At 67.2% G+C, this 15786-nt stretch carries 14 protein-coding genes; 7 read left to right on the top strand and 7 right to left on the bottom strand.

Annotated elements, in window-relative coordinates; all coding sequences use genetic code 11:
- Positions 1-17 precede the first annotated feature (17 nt).
- From E1263_RS05840 to E1263_RS05835, 3 genes are all read left to right on the top strand, one after another.
- Positions 18-848: a DUF4232 domain-containing protein gene (locus E1263_RS05840; RefSeq protein WP_132166125.1), complete on the top strand. Its 831-nt coding sequence runs from the start codon at positions 18-20 to the stop codon at positions 846-848.
- 120 nt (positions 849-968) lie between these two features.
- Positions 969-2294 carry an ABC transporter permease gene (locus E1263_RS42565; RefSeq protein WP_165956495.1) on the top strand — a complete coding sequence of 442 codons (1326 nt, stop codon included), beginning with the start codon at positions 969-971 and terminating at the stop codon, positions 2292-2294.
- Positions 2224-3216 carry a nucleoside hydrolase gene (locus E1263_RS05835; protein ID WP_165956494.1) on the top strand — a complete coding sequence of 331 codons (993 nt, stop codon included), beginning with the start codon at positions 2224-2226 and terminating at the stop codon, positions 3214-3216. The genes E1263_RS42565 and E1263_RS05835 overlap by 71 nt, the downstream gene beginning before the upstream one ends.
- Here E1263_RS05835 and E1263_RS05830 read toward each other — a convergent pair.
- Genes E1263_RS05830 through E1263_RS05815 form a run of 4 tightly spaced genes read right to left on the bottom strand, consistent with a single transcriptional unit; the run spans position 3171 to position 6676 of the window.
- Positions 3171-4004, bottom strand: coding sequence for an alpha/beta fold hydrolase (locus tag E1263_RS05830; RefSeq protein WP_132166123.1), 834 nt, complete (start codon positions 4002-4004; stop codon positions 3171-3173). The genes E1263_RS05835 and E1263_RS05830 overlap by 46 nt on opposite strands.
- Before the next feature lie 49 nt (positions 4005-4053).
- Positions 4054-4563, bottom strand: a complete 510-nt coding sequence (locus tag E1263_RS05825) for a hypothetical protein (RefSeq protein WP_132166122.1) — start codon at positions 4561-4563, stop codon at positions 4054-4056.
- Entirely contained in the window at positions 4563-5759 is a 1197-nt protein-coding gene (locus E1263_RS05820; RefSeq protein ID WP_132166121.1) for a M20 metallopeptidase family protein, read from the bottom strand. The genes E1263_RS05825 and E1263_RS05820 overlap by 1 nt, the downstream gene beginning before the upstream one ends.
- On the bottom strand, positions 5756-6676 hold the full coding sequence (locus E1263_RS05815) for a 5'-3' exonuclease (RefSeq protein ID WP_132166149.1): 921 nt from the start codon (positions 6674-6676) through the stop codon (positions 5756-5758). Before E1263_RS05815 ends, E1263_RS05820 begins: the two co-directional genes overlap by 4 nt.
- A gap of 71 nt (positions 6677-6747) precedes the next feature.
- On the opposite strand from E1263_RS05815, the gene E1263_RS05810 reads away from it, so the two are divergent.
- Positions 6748-7191 (top strand): Lrp/AsnC family transcriptional regulator, encoded by a 444-nt coding sequence (locus E1263_RS05810; protein ID WP_132166120.1) that lies wholly within the window; start codon positions 6748-6750, stop codon positions 7189-7191.
- Positions 7192-7194: 3 nt separating this feature from the next.
- Here the strand turns inward: E1263_RS05810 and E1263_RS05805 are convergent, their stop codons facing one another.
- The gene (locus E1263_RS05805; protein WP_132166119.1) at positions 7195-7818 is read right to left on the bottom strand and encodes a helix-turn-helix transcriptional regulator; all 624 of its coding nucleotides are present in this window, start codon (positions 7816-7818) and stop codon (positions 7195-7197) included.
- Between the two features lie 266 nt (positions 7819-8084).
- On the opposite strand from E1263_RS05805, the gene E1263_RS05800 reads away from it, so the two are divergent.
- The 3 genes from E1263_RS05800 to E1263_RS05790 are packed head-to-tail and all read left to right on the top strand — an operon-like array spanning position 8085 to position 11651.
- Complete coding sequence (locus tag E1263_RS05800; RefSeq protein ID WP_132166118.1) at positions 8085-9635, top strand: GMC family oxidoreductase; 1551 nt, start codon at positions 8085-8087, stop codon at positions 9633-9635.
- An 11-nt stretch (positions 9636-9646) separates the two neighbouring features.
- Positions 9647-10978, top strand: coding sequence for an aminotransferase class I/II-fold pyridoxal phosphate-dependent enzyme (locus E1263_RS05795; RefSeq protein ID WP_132166117.1), 1332 nt, complete (start codon positions 9647-9649; stop codon positions 10976-10978).
- 16 nt (positions 10979-10994) lie between these two features.
- On the top strand, positions 10995-11651 hold the full coding sequence (locus tag E1263_RS05790) for an HAD family hydrolase (protein ID WP_165956493.1): 657 nt from the start codon (positions 10995-10997) through the stop codon (positions 11649-11651).
- A 2-nt stretch (positions 11652-11653) separates the two neighbouring features.
- Here the strand turns inward: E1263_RS05790 and E1263_RS05785 are convergent, their stop codons facing one another.
- Entirely contained in the window at positions 11654-14326 is a 2673-nt protein-coding gene (locus tag E1263_RS05785) for an AfsR/SARP family transcriptional regulator (RefSeq protein WP_132166115.1), read from the bottom strand.
- Between the two features lie 135 nt (positions 14327-14461).
- Positions 14462-15346, bottom strand: a complete 885-nt coding sequence (locus tag E1263_RS05780; protein WP_202868730.1) for a phosphotransferase family protein — start codon at positions 15344-15346, stop codon at positions 14462-14464.
- Positions 15347-15786 lie beyond the last annotated feature (440 nt).

Below are 15786 nucleotides of genomic sequence, written 5' to 3'. Positions count from 1 at the left end.
TCTGATTCACTCGGGCGATGCGCAGCAAACTTCCCGCCGTCGTGATCAGCGCCCTGTTGCTTACAGCCTGTGGAACGCAGCCGGCGCCCGCGGGAGCCGATCGTGAGGTGCCGGTCGATTCTTCCTGTGACACGCCGCCCGCCGGAGAGACATCCGTACCGGAATCCGGAGTCCGGATCACTGGCGTGAGCCGGGTTGCGCCGTACTGCGCCGAATTCGAGGTCACCAACTCCGGCAAGGAAGCTGCCGACTACACGGTCACCTTCGGGTTCCACACGAGCTCCGGCGAGGCGGTGGTGAATCCGGCGCGGACAGTGCGGGGTGTGGCACCGGGCCGGACTGTGAAGGACACGGTCACCGCAGACGACTCTCGCGGGCTCCAGCTGCGGGTGAAGATCATCAAGGTGCGGACTATCCCCACAGCCGAGGCGCCCTCGAAAGGCAGCGCGTGCCCGCGCACGGGAGTGCGCCTGTACGCCGATGCGGACGCCGACGCGGCCATGGGAGTCCGCGTCCTGGGGATCCACTGGGAGAACTGCGGCACGCGAACCGTCTCCCTCAACGGCCACCCGCGGTTGCAGGTCCTCGACGAGAGCCACCTGCCCGTCAACGGTGTAGTGATCACAACCGACGGTAAGGCTCAGCCGCTGGTCCTGAAGCGCGGTGAACGCGCCACTGCCACTCTGACATGGCGCAACACCCTCGAGGCCGGCCGCCCGAATGTGAACAGTCCCTACGCCAGAGTCTGGGCGAAGGGCGGCGCCGTACCGGTCATGCTGACACCCGAGTTCGACCTGGGCAGTACGGGGAAGGTCGCAGTCAGTCCTTGGCAGAAGGACCAGCGCTAGCTCGCGTGGGCGGTAGGCTGCAGGGACCCACCACCTGTCCACCAGCCGCGGTCGGTCCTGAGCAGCTAGGCCTGTGGATAACTTCTGACGCTCTCTCGCCGTTCGTGACTTACTGGAGTCATGAACGGCGAGGGCAGGGAATACAGCCGACGCGGCGACAAGCTCGCCAAACAGGTCACCGGGGCGCTGGGTTATGAAGGCGACGACATCGTTGAGATCTTTCGGGACGCCTACCGCGTGACCTTCGAGTATCTGGCTCCCTTGATGGTGCGGGTCGCCGACGAAATGCTGGTGGACTTACGTGCCGACATGGCCGCCGGACGGGTGGACAGGATTGTCGCGCTCGGTCGCGACGGCTACAGCCTTTCGGTGGCGATGCACAAGCTCGAGCCGCGGTTCGCACGAAAGAACATCTCCGACGTCGTGCTCTCGCGGGCGCTGGTGGAGAACGCGCTGCAGGACCTGGAGCGTCACCTGGGCAAGACATTCCCTCAGGTCGACGGCTTCCGCAGAGTGGCAGCCCGGGTAGATCCGGCGAACACCGTCGGTGGGTTCCGTCAGCTGGACAGGTACCTGCGTGCTTCCCGGGTCCCGGTGGGACAGCCGGGTAGCCGGGTGACGCTGTTCGACACCAGCTTTAAAGGCACCGTGCAGGAACTGTTGTCGGCCGTCTACCCGGAGACGACATTCACCGGGCGTTACGCCTTCTTCGGTGAGTCACCACACGATCCGCATCCGGGTAGCAAGCAGGGATACGAAGTTCACTTACCGGCTGCATCCTCACGAGAGGGTAGGCCCTTCTACGAACTTCCGGACGACGAAACGAAGACCTTCGCCCATCAACTCGCGCTCAACAGCATCGAGGAGTTGCTGGACGGCCCCTGGAGCAGCCCGGTCCGGATCAAGGATGCCAGGCCGGAGCAGCGACTCCAGGGCTTTGAGTCGAGGCTGCTGGACGGCTTGAGCCCTGCTCGGCTCTCTGCGCGGCTGCTGTCACCGACCATCCGCGAAGGCGTAAAAATCGTCAATCTTCACGCTCTGGCCGATCGGGCGCAGCTGGCTGCTGAAACCCGGAAGGCCGGACGAGACCCTCGGCCGCGGCTCGAAGAAGAATCACAGCGCTATCGCAGCGAGATCCGAGCTTGGATCACAGGTCAGCCGGCGGAGCCACGGCTGACGGAATTCCTCAACTCGTTCGTGCACAGAACCGACAAGCAGCAGGTGGAACAGCTCCAGCGAATGCTGGAGCGGTCCGATCTTCCTTTCGACAGCTACCGCAAGATTTGGACGGCGTACGACCAGTGCGCCAGCGATGACGACAAACGTGTGTTCGTACAGAATGTGCAGAGCTCAGTACAAGCAACTGGAGGTCGGGATGGGCGGGAGCCGGGGCCAAGACCCCCGCGACGAATGGACGGCCCTGGCCGGACTGGGCGAGATCTTTGACGACTTCAGAGACCGGTCCGACGCACTGCTGGAGGCCGGCCCGCCGCCGAGCGAGACGCCGGACAACCGGCCGGTGCCGATGATCATCGATACGGATTGCGGGGGTGATCCGGATGATGCAGTGGCGTTGGTGGTGGCGGGATTGCGGGTGCCGGAGTTGCGTCTGGTGGTGACGGGGGACGAGGTCTCGGGGGAGCGGGCTCGATTCGTGCGGTACCTGCTGGATCTGGTGGGCCGGACGGACGTGAGGGTGGTCGCGGGACCGGACCTCGGTAATCGGCGGCTGTGGTTTGTGGACGGGGTGACGCCCGCAGAAGTACCGGCGCAGGGGACCGATGTGGTGGGCGCAGTGGCTGAGGTCTGCGCGGAGGTTGCGGGACTGGTTCGATGGGTCGGCCTGGGGCCGTTGACGAATCTGTCGGCGGTTCAGGATGCGCGGCCGGAGCTGATCGCTCGGCTGCAGGTGACCCAGATGGGCGGAGCCATCGCCTACCGCGACCCGTCGCGAGCAGAGCACAACTTTCGGATGGATCCGGGAGCGGCGATCCGGATGCTGCCCCTTCTGCAGCGGTGGGATCCCGCGTACGTCGTCTCCGACGTGACGTTCAACCCGGCGACCGAGATCACCGCGGCATCGCCGCTGTACAAGCGGTGGGCCGAGCCGAACGCGCCGACGTGGGCGCAGGTTCTGAAGCTTCACACCGATCGGTGGTTGGAGCGGTACCCAGGATCGATGCAACATGACGCGATGACGCTGGCCGCTGCCCTGCAATGGCCAGGGATTCGATTCTCGGGCGAACGCGTCGTACTCGATGATCTCGCCCGGATGAGCCGCAGCGATGACGGTCTCGAGATCGAGATGGCGGTCCGGGTCGACTACCAGGCTTTCATGGCCTGGCTCGACGCGGCTCTGGCGTGGTGAGTGAGCCATTCTCGGAAGGCGGCGGGGGCGGAGAACATGGGCATGTGGTCGGCGTGGGGGAGGACCGACAAAGTGGTGGTGGGGGCTTGGGTGGCTAGGCGTTGGGCCCACAGTTGGGTGCCTTGGAAGTCGTGTTTGCCGACGAGGATGTGAATCGGCGGCTGTAGTTCGGCGAAGCGGGTCTTCAGCGGTGGGTCGAGTTCTTGGCCGTGGGCTTCGGGCATGGTGAGGATGCGGGAGTTGGCGACGGCCAGGGCGGTCAAGAGGCGGCGGGCCGGCTCGGGGACCTGGGGGCACCAGCCGTCGATGTCGTGGGCGGCGGCTGCCGGGATTCCTTCGGTCTCGAGAAGGTCGGCGATCTCAGCGAAGTGAGCCCGCATGACGACGCGGGCGGCTTCCTCTTCGGGGGATGGGTCCGGGAACTCGCCGAAAGTAGGTGCCACGGCGCAGACCTTCAGCACGCGATCAGGATGGCGATGGGCGAAGCCGAGGGCTCGGCGGGCGCCGTCGGAGGAACCGACCAGGACGGCGCGGTCGACGCCGGCCGCGTCCAGTACGGCGAGCAGATCCGCGATCTCGTCGTACGGGCCGTACGACGGGGACGAGAGACCGTTGTCGCGGTAGTCCCAGGTGGTGACCCGGGCGAACTTCGCGAGCCAGGCGATGGTCGAGTCCCACATGCGGGTGTCGGCCAGGCCGCCGTTCAGAAGGACGACGTCGGGTCCGCCGTCGCCGTACTGGTCGTAGTAGAGGTAGCCGTCAGGGACGTCGCCGTAGTGTCCGCGCATGCCCCGGATCTTGCAGCCTGGCGGGGCATGCGCGCATCGGGAATTCTCCCTAGCTCGGTTGGGTACGACGGCGCCGTCGGCGGACCACGTCGGTCACGATCAGGCCGACGCCGGCAACGGTGGTCAGGGCGAAGGCGGCGAAGGCCTTGACCACTGCGGGAAGCATGGTCTCGATGACGTCGGCGCGGTCGCCGACGTACAGCGGGAGGGGCTCGTCGGCGTTGTCGCAGGCGACCGTGACAGCTTGGGGCGGTACCGTGGTTCTGGAGTGCGCGATGACGTAGTAGGTCGTGAAGCCTTCCGCGGTGTAGTTCTCACGTTTCGTCGGGAGCTTCAGCGCGATGTCTGCGCCGCTGGCGTCCTTGGCTTGGCAGCGCACGTCCTGGCCTTGCGCAGTGGTCGAGATCGTGAGGCCGGGCCGATCCAGCTGGACCACGCCGTTGCCGAGCGGCACTGGTTCGTGGGGCTCGTTCTCGAAGAGCTCGAGACCGAAGAACCCGGCCACCACTTGGCCCAGGACGAAACAGCCGATCCCGCTCCACAGCAGCGGCCGACGCATCACTGGCGCGCCAGGCGCCGTACGGCGAGTTCGGCCAGGAGGGCGGCTGCGTCGGGGAGGACGGAGTCGTCGAAGTCGGCCAGCGGTGAGTGGTTGTCGGCGGCCTTGTCGGGGTCGGCGGCGTTGCACGCGCTGAGGTTGAGGTAGACGCCGGGGACCTCGTTCAGGACGTACGACATGTCCTCGGCGCCGCAGCGAGGGTTGGCGCGTTCGCGGAAGCGGTCGGTGCCGAACAGGTCGATGATGGTGTCGCGGGCGAAGGCGAACTCGTCGGGGTTGTTGACCGTGACGGGGTAGCCGATGCGGTACTCGACCTCCACGGTCAGCCCGTGGGCGGCCGCCATCCCCTCGACCAGTTGCACCGACGCCTGCTGGATCTGGACCCGAGCCTCCTCCGAGAACGTCCGCACGGTCGCGTCGAAGAACGCGTCGTCCGGAATGATGTTCTCCTTCGTGCCGCCCGCGATCCGCCCGACAGTGAGCACGACCGGGTCGAACACGTCGAACTGCCGCGTGATCATCGTCTGCATCGCGGTCACCATCTCGCAGGCGACCGGAATCGGGTCCTTGCCGCGGAACGGCGTCGACCCGTGTGTCCCGGCGCCGATGACGCGCACGGACAGCTGATCGGCCGCGGCCATGAAGGAGCCGGGCCGGCTGCTCCACATCCCGAGCGGCTGCACGGCGGAGCCGACATGCAGCCCGTACGCCGCGTCCGCTCGACGGCCCGCGGCATCCAGCACGCCTTCGCGGATCATGATCGGCGCGCCGCCGGTGGTCTCTTCGCCCGGCTGGAACATGAAGACCACGTCGCCCGGCAACGAGGCCTGCATCGCCGACAGGACCTTCGCGGCGCCGACCAGACCGGCTACGTGCAGGTCGTGGCCGCAGGCGTGCATCATGCCCGGATGCTGCGACGCATACGGTACGTCGACGCGTTCGGTCACCGGCAATGCGTCCATGTCACCGCGCAGCAGGACGACCGGACCGGGCCCGCCGCCACCGCGCAGTACGGCGGTGACCGAGGACAGTTCCTTGCCGAGCGTGATCTCCAGCGGCAGACCGGCCAACGCGTCGAGGATCAGCTGCTGCGACTTGGGCAGGTCGAGGTCGTACTCCGGCACCTGGTGCAGCGCGCGCCGCAGCGCGATGATCTCGTCGCCGAAACCCCGGGCAAGGTCCTGGGTGGCCGTCATGACTTCGGCCCCAGGTCCAGGGCGTTCATGACCCGCTGGGCGCTCGTGCGGAGTTCGAGCAGCTCGACCAGGTCGAGCCAGCGCTCGGGGTCGTGCACCTGCTGCGGCATCTGGAAGTTCGCCACCGTGACCGGCGCATCCTTGGCCACGGCAACGACCTTCGGCGCGACATCGAGATAGTCGGCCGAGTCGAGGATCTTCCGCTTCACCCCGGCAGCCATCGGCGTGGTCGGATCAGCAGCGGCCGCGCGGATGCTGGCCAGATCCCCGTACGTCGTGATCAGCGAAGCGGCAGTCTTCTCCCCGACCCCCTTCACACCGGGCAGCCCGTCGGAGGCATCCCCGCGAAGGGTCGCGAAGTCGGCGTACCGGTTCGCGGGGATCTCGTACTTGGCCAGCAGCGCCTTCTCGTCGTACACCTCGGCCCGGCCGACACCCTTGGCCGCGGTGTAGATGACGCGGATGCCGCGGCTGTCGTCGATCAGCTGGAACAGGTCGCGGTCGCCGGTGACGACATCAACCGGCATCCTCGCCTGGTGCGACAGGGTGCCGATCACGTCGTCGGCCTCGTGGTCGGCCGCACCCACGATCGCGATGCCGAGCGCGTCCAGGCAGGCGCGGATGTAGGGGACCTGCACCTCGAGCCGGTCCGGCACCTCTTCGACCTGCTCGCCCTTCGGTGACACGTACTCGACCCGCTGCGCCTTGTACGACGGAATCAGCGCGACTCGCCAGGACGGGCGCCAGTTGTCGTCCCAGCAGGCGACGATATGGGTCGGCCGGTGGTTCTCGACCAGGCGGGCGATGAAGTCCAGCAGCCCGCGGATCGCGTTCGTCGGCGTACCGTCGGCAGCCTTCATCGTGTCCGGTACGCCGAAGAATGCGCGGAAGTACAACGACGCGGTGTCGAGCAGCATCAGCCGCTGTCCTGTCTCAACCATGAGGCGATGCTTTCATGCCGGGGTCCTGCACCAGTAGGGTCATCAGGATGGAGGACCTGGACCGCAAGATCGTCGCTCTGCTCGCAGGCGACGGCAGGATGAGTTTCACCGACCTTGGCAAGGCCACTGGCCTGTCCACCTCGGCGGTGCATCAGCGGGTGAAGCGGCTTGAGCAGCGCGGCGTCATCCTGGGTTATGCCGCTCTGATCGACCACACCGCGTTGGACCTCCCGCTGTCGGCGTTGATCTCGATCCGCCCGATCGACCCCTCCCAGCCCGACGACTCGCCCGAGCGCCTGCGCGAGGTCCCCGAGATCGAGTCCTGCTACTCCGTCGCCGGCGACTCGAGCTACATCCTGATCGTGCGAGTCGCCTCACCCGGTGCGCTGGAGAACCTGCTGGCCGTCATCCGGGCGCGGGCCAATGTCTCCACCACCACGACAATCGTCCTCAGCACTCCCTACGAACACCGCCCGCCGGCGCTGACATAGCGCTCAGATCACTCCGGCCCGGACCGCGTAGGCGACCGCGTGCGCCCGGTTGCGCAGGTTCAGGCGGGTGGTGAGCTGGGACAGGACGTGCTTGACGGTGCGTTCGGAGTACTGAAGCTCGCGGGCGATCTGATCCGTCCCCCAGCCGTCGGCCATCATCCGGAGTACGTCGACCTCGCGCGCTCCGAGTCCGGCCAGGTTCAGGCCGTTGGGCTCCAGGACGTCACGCTGTAGTTTGCCGACGCTCCGCAGGACCTTGCCGACGACCTCACGCGGCATCACCGCCTCTCCAGCGGCGGCCGCCCGGATGCTGTCGAGCAGCTGCTCGACGGTCACCGCTGTCCGCGGCAGGATCGCGACGACGCCACACTCGATCACCGACAGCAGCAAGGCGTCGTCCAGCAGGCTCGCCATCAGCACGGTCGGACGCTGCGCCTGCGTGGTCGCCTGGCGCAGCTGAGCCATCGCCTCGTAGGTGAGCCGCTCGGTCGAGAAGACCAGTACGTCGGCCTCCTCCGGGCGGCGCTCGTCGACAACCCGGATATCGGGCCGGGTGTGGAGGTAGCTGGTCAATCCGGCCGCGGTGACGGATTCGGTGCTGTGGACGAGAACCTGAACAGGCGCCATAAGAACTCCCCAGTCGCTCTTTGCTTCGAGTATGCAAAGGCGATCTCAACGAATCCTGAACGAATGCCGCAAAGCATTCCCGGACGTTGAGTTTCTGCACCGGCTCGCCGGGCCGAACTGCCCCTCTGTGCCGACTCCGGGCGGGCTTGTTGCCGGGTCCGCAAAGCCAGCTCTAGGTTCGCCTCAACACATTCCTGAATGCGCATTCCGGCAGTCTGGAACTGTTCAAGTGTGTCTATTTCTGTTTCCCGGTGAGGAGATTACCAGTGAGCGACGAGTACGACTACATCATCGTCGGCGGCGGTACTGCGGGCTCCGTCGTCGCCGCGCGGCTGACCGAGGATCCCACTGTCACCGTCTGCCTGCTGGAGGCCGGACCGTCCGACGTCGGCGACGAGACGGTCCTGAAGCTCGACCAGTGCATGACGATGCTCGAGTCCGGCTACGACTGGGACTACCCCGTCGAGCCCCAGGAAGCCGGCAACTCCTACGTCCGGCACGCTCGGGCCAAGGTGCTCGGCGGCTGCTCGTCGCACAACTCGTGTGTCGCCTTCTGGGCGCCGGCCGAGGACCTCGACGAGTGGGCGGCACAAGGGCTGCCCGGCTGGTCGGCCGCCGACATGTTCGAGCTCTACAAGCGCCTCGAGACCAACGACGCCCCCGGCGACCACCACGGCCGCACCGGCCCGGTCACCATCCGCTCGATCAAGCACGAGGACGCCACCGGCGACGCGCTGCTGGACGCGTGCGAACAGGCAGGCATCCCACGCGTCGACTTCAACACCGGTACGACGGTCACTCACGGCGCCGGCCGGTTCCAGTTCAACCTGCGGCTCGACGGAGTCCGGTCGTCAGCCTCGGTGTCCTACCTGCACCCGGTGCTCGACCGTCCCAACCTCGACGTCCGCACCGGCGCTCGCGTGCGGCGCCTGACCTTCGACGGCGGTCGCTGCACCGGCGCCGAGTATCTGGCCGACGACATGATCCACGGCATCCAGTTGCGGGCGCGCCGCGAGGTCATCCTCAGTGCGGGCTCGATCGACACTCCGAAGCTGCTGATGCTGTCGGGGATCGGTCCGGCTGAGCACCTGCGGGAGGTCGGCATCGACCTACTGGTCGATTCTCCGGGGGTCGGATCGAACCTTCAGGACCACACCGAAGGCATCATCCAGTGGGAGTCCAAGCAGCCGGTCGTCAACGAGTCGACGCAGTGGTGGCAGGCCGGCATCTTCACCACCACCGAGGAGGGCCTGGACCGCCCGGACCTGATGTTCCACTACGGGTCCGCGACCTTCGACATCCACACCGCGCGGCACGGCTACCCCGGCACCGAGAACGGCTTCTGCCTCGCGCCGAACGTGACGCGGAGCCGGTCCACCGGCACGGTCCGGCTGCGCACGATGGACTACCGCGACAAGCCGAAGGTCGACCCGCGGTACTTCACCGACCCGCACGACATGCGCGTGATGATCCACGGCATCCGGCTGGCCCGCGAGATCGTCGCGCAGGAGGCCATGGCCGAGTGGACCGGCCGGGAGTTGGCGCCCGGTCCGGAGGTGCAGACCGACGAGGAGATCGCCGACTACCTGCGCAAGACCCACAACACGGTCTATCACCCGTCGTGCACCGCCAAGATGGGCGCCGCTGACGACCCGATGGCCGTCCTGGACGAGCGCCTGCGCGTGCGCGGCGTCGACGGCCTGCGCGTCGCGGACGGCTCTGCGATGCCGTTCCTGGTGTCGGTCAACCCCTGCATCACCACCATCGCGATCGGCGAGAAGTGCGCCGACCTGCTCCGCGAAGACCTCCGAGGATAGGAAGGACCACCATGCCGAACGCAACTGCCCTTGCGATCGAAGGCGGGAATCCCGCCGTACCGGCCGACGTCCATGTGGCGTGGCCCGATGTGACCGAAGACGACCGCCTGCTGGCGCTGAAGGTGATCGACGCGCCGGTCAAGGATCTCGGGAATCCGAACTCGCGGATCCTGCGTGAGTTCGAGGTGAGGTTCGCCGAGTTCTCCGGGCGCGAGCACTGCGTCGCTTTATCGAGCGGGACGGCGGCGCTGCTGGCCGGCCTCGTCGCCGCGGGAGTGAAGCCCGGCGACAAGGTCGTCGTACCAGCGTTGACGTTCGCCACCGCGCACGCCGTACTGGCGGCTCAGGCCATTCCGGTGTGGTGCGACATCGACCCGCGGACGTTCAACCTTGATGTCAACCTGCTGCCGGGGCTCGTGGACGAGCAGACGACGGCCATCATGGCCGTCCACCTGCACGGGCTGCCCGTGGACATGAAGCCGCTGATGGAGTTCGCCAAGGCCCGCGGCCTGAAGGTGATCGAGGACGTTGCGCACGCTGTCGGCGCGACCTACGACGAGCAGGCGACCGGGACGTTCGGCGACGGCGCGGCGTACAGCTTCCACGGGCAGAAGCTTCCGCAGGGTTCGGACGGTGGAGCCTTCACCTGCGACGACCCCGAGATCGCGCTGGCCGTGCGCATGTTCGCCTACTACGGCGAAGAGCTGCCGGTGCTGAAGCCCGGTGAGGTGGCCACGCACTGGAGCCGCTGGTTCGGGTTCAACCTGCGGATGCATCCGTCCGCGGCGAACTGGGTGCTGCCGCAGCTTCCGCGGGTGCCGCGCTACGTGGAGACCGCGCAGGACAACGCCGAGATTCTCATCAAGGGGATCCAGGACATCCCGGGCTTCGTCCCGCCGCACATTCCGCTGGACCGCACGAGCTCGCACCACCTCGTCCGTATCCTGCTCGATCCTGAGGCGCTGGGTTGGGAGGGTGAGGTCACCGAGCTGCGCGACCGCCTGGTGCAGGCGCTGCAGAAGGAAGGCGTGCACGCCGGCTACTGGCTGACGCACCCGCAGCCCAAGAACCCGGTCTTCCGGCGCGGGGGACCTGTCGCCTGGTCTCCCGGTGCGGTGGACGAACCGCTTGAGCCCTACCGGGCAGCCGACTATGCGGTGACCCAGCACGTCCTGGACAGCTCGATCGTGATCGGGCGTGCACCGCACCCGTTGCAGGTGCAGCCGTCGAAGGTGGCCGAGCACTACAACAATGCGTTCGAGAAGGTCGCCGAGAACATGGATGCGATTTTCTCGATGCCGTTCACGGCGCCGCGTTTCGTTCCCGCGATCTCCGACAACTGAATTAGGAGAACGGACAGTGCCGAAACCTGCGGCAGTTTTCTTCGACATGGACGGAACGATCGTCAGTACTGAACGGCAGGGGCATCAAGCGCGAACCGCGCTCGCCGCCCACCTCGGCGGCGGTTTGACAATGCCTTCCTTCGAAGAAGCGGTGGGCGTGAGTGATTACCACATCATTCGCCGCGCACTGCGCGATCGCGAGCGGCCGGCGGCCACGGCAGAGATTGACGACGCCTTTGCCTGGTTCACTCAGCGGACCGCCCTGCTGCTGAGTGAAAAGCTCGAGATTCTGCCCGGCGCGCTGGAGCTGATCGAGGAGCTGCACGCGGCCGGCATCCCGCTCGGACTTGTCACCAGCACCCGGTGGGATCTGGCGAAGATCGTCATCAACCAGATCGGCCGAATCTGGTGGGACACCGTCGTCTGCGGTGACCACGTCGGCGACCAGTCGAAACCGCATCCCCGGCCGTACCTGCTCGCAGCGCAACGACTCGGGGTCGACCCCGAAGACTGCGTGGCCATCGAGGACTCCCCGAGTGGGATCGCGTCGGCCGAAGCGGCCGGATTCCGGCGAGTGATCGTCGTACCGAGTGATCTTCCGGTGGGGCCCGGGCCCGTCCGGGTCCTGTACGAGTCGCTCAAACAGGTCGGACTGGCAGACGTCGAGTTGTGAAACTACCCAAGCACCTGCTGCCGGGCACTGGCGAGGGCGTGCCGGCTGATGGCCTCGCCCCAGCTGTCACCCAGCGCACGCCGGATGTCGAGAGCTTCCCGGAAGTGCGCGATCGCGTCCTCGTAGTGCCCGGCACGCAGGCAGGACTTCCCGAGCTGATGCAGGCCATGAGCAAGCATGTGCTCGTGGCCGGTCGCCCGGACCAGGGCCACACCGCGCTGCCCTTGCACGATCGCCTCCGGGTGCCGGTCAAGGCTGGAATACACGGACCCGAGGCCGTTGGCGACACTGGCGACGACGAAGGTGCTGCCGTGCGCTTCGGCGATCTTCATCGCGTGTTCGAGCAGCGGCAGGGCATCCAGCTGGCGCCCGAGCATCGAGTAGGCGACCGCGAGGTTGGCCGCGACGGCGGGGTTGTCCTGGTCGTCGAGCGCGGTGAAGATCTTGACCGCGGCCTCGTGCCCGGCGATGGCCTCACGCTGATGGCCGAGGTGGTAGTTGGCCACTCCGCTGTCGTTGTGCAGGCGGCCTTGGGCCATCCGGTCACCGGTTCGCTCAGCGGCGGTCTGCCCGATCGCGATCACGCGCAACCACTCCGGCCAGCGGCTGGTGCAGTGATACAACGCGCCGAGACACGTCACGAGCTGCGTGGCGGACTCGTGGAGCCCACGGACGACGGCCAGCTGCACCATGTCCGCGAGCGTGGGCAGCTCGAGCCCCACCCACGTCACCGCGTCCTTGTAGTCGGCGAAGGATCGCGGCGGGCTCTCAAAAGCAGGCAGTACGACGTCAATCCGCCCCAGGCCCGGGGCGAGCACATCACGAGCCGCCAGGGCCGAGGCCAAGTACCAGTCGATGCTGCGAGTCACGGCCGCGGCCACTTCGGCCGGAGGCTCGTCGGCGAACGCGCAGTCGGCGGCGTAGATCCGGACCAGGTCGTGGAGGCGGTAGCGGTCGCGTGAGACCTGCTCCAGGAGATGCCACTGGATCAGTAGGCCGAGCTGCTGTGCCGCGACTTCGACCGTGGTCCCGAGCAACGCGGCGACCACACCCGTGCTGAAATCCACGCCGGGGTGCAGGCCGAGCAGCCGGAACGTGCGGGCCGCGCACGGTGTCAGGCCGTGGTACGACAAGGACAGCACCGAGCGGATCGCCATCAGCCTGTCGTCGGAGCGTGACAGGAGGTCGAGTCGCTGGTGTTCGACCCGTAGCTCGGTCAGGAAGTCTTCGAGCTCGCCCATCTGGCAGGTGAACTGCTCGGCGGCGATGCGCAGCGCGAGGGGGAGTTGTCCGCACAGGTCGGCCAGCTGCTCGAGTGAGTCGGTGGTGGCGCCGACCTGGTGGGCGGAGAAGATCCGGTGCAGGAGCTCGACGGACTCCTCGTTAGGCAGTACGTCGAGCCGGACGCGGATCGCGCCGTTCACGGCGACCAGGCCGGACAGGCGGTTGCGGCTTGTGACCACGGCAAGCGAGCCCGGCGTACCGGGGAGCAGCGGCCGGACCTGGTCCGCGCTCACTGCGTTGTCGAGAACGAGCAGGACCCGCTTGCCGGCCAGCAGGGAGCGGTAGAGCGCGGACTGCTCGGCAAGGTCGCCTCTGCTGGCGGCCGGATCTGCGCCGAGTGCTCTGAGCAGATGCCCGAGTGCGTCTTCGGTTGCGGTCGGCGAGTGGTGGGGGTCGAAGCCACGGAGGTTGAGGAACAGTTGGCCGTCAGGGAACGAGCCGGCGAGCTCATGCGCGAAGCGGACGGCCAGCGCTGTCTTCCCGACCCCGGCGGCGCCTTCGATCGCAGCGATGATCAGCGAGCGGCTCGCGGCTTCACCGGTGGTGGCCTCGTTGAGTCGCTTCAGTTCGTTCTCGCGGCCGATGAAGTCGGCGACCGCGTGCGGCAACTGAGCAGGTATGGGCCAGGCCGCCCGGGTCGGTGGGGTGAGCTCGTCGCCGGTGAGTACCGAGGTCTGGATCTTGCGGAGCCCTGGGCCGGGCTCGATCCCCAACTGGGTGACGAGCTGGCAGCGGACCCGGCGGTAGGTCTCGAGCGCCTCTGCCTGCCGACCATCCTTGGCGAGGGCGAGCATCAGGAGTTCATGCAGCCGTTCGCGCAGGGGGTACTCCTCGGTCAGCGCCGACAGCGCAGCCACAGCCTGGCTGACTGCTCCGGTCTCTAGCAGGGCGTGGCACCGCAGCTCCTGGAGGTCGACCTTGGCGAGCGCCAGCCGGGCACGCTCCCGCTCGACGAACGGCCCACTTGCACCAGCCAGCGCCGCACCGGACCACCGCGACATGGCCAGCTCGCTCTGATGCAGAGTCCCGGCCAGATCACCCCGGAGCGCGTGCTGCTGCGCACTCTCAGCGGCGCGCTCGAAACCCTCCACGTCGACTGCGTCCGGAGGCAGCACCAAGGTGTAGCCGCGCCGCGTGCCCGCCAGGAGCCTCGGATTGCCGATGGCCTTCCGCAGCCTGGAGACATAGGTGTAGATCGTGCCTTCAGCCGCCGCCGGCGGGGCCTCGCCCCACAGCGCCTCACTGATCTCGCTCTTGGAGACCGTCGTGTTGGCTCGCAGTGCCAGCGCAGCGAAAAGCGACTGCTGTCCAACCGTCCCCAGCGGTATCTTGCTGCCGGCCGCGAACATCCGCACCTCACCGAGCAGGTGGACAGACAACGCAGAACCCATGGCCTCACCCACAGTAATCGCCTGCTTTCATCGAGCCAGCAGTATCACTATGGGGATGGTAAACGGTTCCGCACGGTAGCGGGAGAGCGCTCTCATAATGCTGTGGTCAGCCCGCCAGTCGCTGAGTGTGAGACCTCAGGGTTTGATGCCCAGAGCAGAGAACCGCTGCTCAAGGTCTTCCACCCAAGCGTCGGCAATCCGGCAATCCGGCAGCCCAACACCCGCCTCGCTCCGCCAGAGCGCATCACCTAGCAGCGTCCGCAGATGCCAGGCCATGATCCGGTCGGTATCGAGCGGCGGGGCCGGGTAGTGGCGAAGGGTGCTGGTCAGAAGTTCCAGGCCAGGCCCGGTGCCCGGGAACAGGCGCAGGTCGTACTCGGGGTCGCCGCGACCGGCAGTCTCGAAGTCAACCACCGCGCGGAGCCGGCCGTCGTACCAGATCTGGTTCCCGCCGTGCAGGTCACCGTGCACGAGGACGGGCGATCGGGAGACAGCCAGTACGGCGTCCGCCCAGTCGCACCACTTCAGGATCATCGAGCGCTTCTCGGGGCGAACCCACCGGGGGAAGCCAGCCCGGATCGCGTCGGTCGACGCCGGTTGCAGACCGGCTGGAGGCAGGCCGTCGACAGGGGACTGGTGCAACGACCCCAGGAAGTGCGCCAGTTGCTGACCGGCCGATTCGCGGTCGATCGAGTCCACAACATCGAACAGCACCTGCCCAGGAACCAGCGCAGTCACCAGTAAAACCGGATCGGTGCTACTCGCAACCACCTCCGGCAGGAACGGCACCGACAAAGCCTCGATGACGGCGATCTCGTGGGCCAGCCGAAGCGCGGCCGGCTCCGACCACGCGAACTTGACCACGAACCGTTCCCCGACCACAGCGCTGGCCACCCACCACGTCGGATCGGCCTCAACCCGCATGGGGCGGAACTCGATCGGCAGCTCACCAAGCTTAGGCGCGACCTGCCGCAAAGCCGCTGCCACGACCTCCGGCGTACCGTCATCCAACCAGCGCACAGCGCGAGGCTACCGGCGAGGCCCCCGCAACAGCGGGTTCGGGGAGCAGCGCCGACCGATTCCGGGGCCGAGGAATCCCCAAACCGGTTTAGGCGGGCCCGCCGTACGGCGGTGCCTTGAGCACCCACCGGCCATTCCCACTCGCCCAAACGCGCCAAAGGTGGGTTGGCTGCTCCTTGTGCACGAACCCCCACTTTGAGAACCCACCAACCATTTCTGAGCGCCCTGCGTGGTTGGTGGCTACCCAAAGACGCGCTGCGTGCCCAAAGATCCGCTGCGCCCCCAAAGGTTCCCGTGCGTACGAGACTTCGTAATGTCCGAAAAACCGGAGACCCTGCCTCCGGTCGTTCGGACGTTAGGCGGAACGGGACGGGATGGGTCACCGTCCACGCCGGGCCTTTTCCTGCGCTTGCCGTGACCGGGCGACGTAGGGTCTTGGG

The organism is Kribbella antibiotica (assembly GCF_004349055.1).
GTDB lineage: Bacteria > Actinomycetota > Actinomycetes > Propionibacteriales > Kribbellaceae > Kribbella > Kribbella antibiotica.
This window is presented reverse-complemented; position numbering and strand designations above follow the sequence as displayed.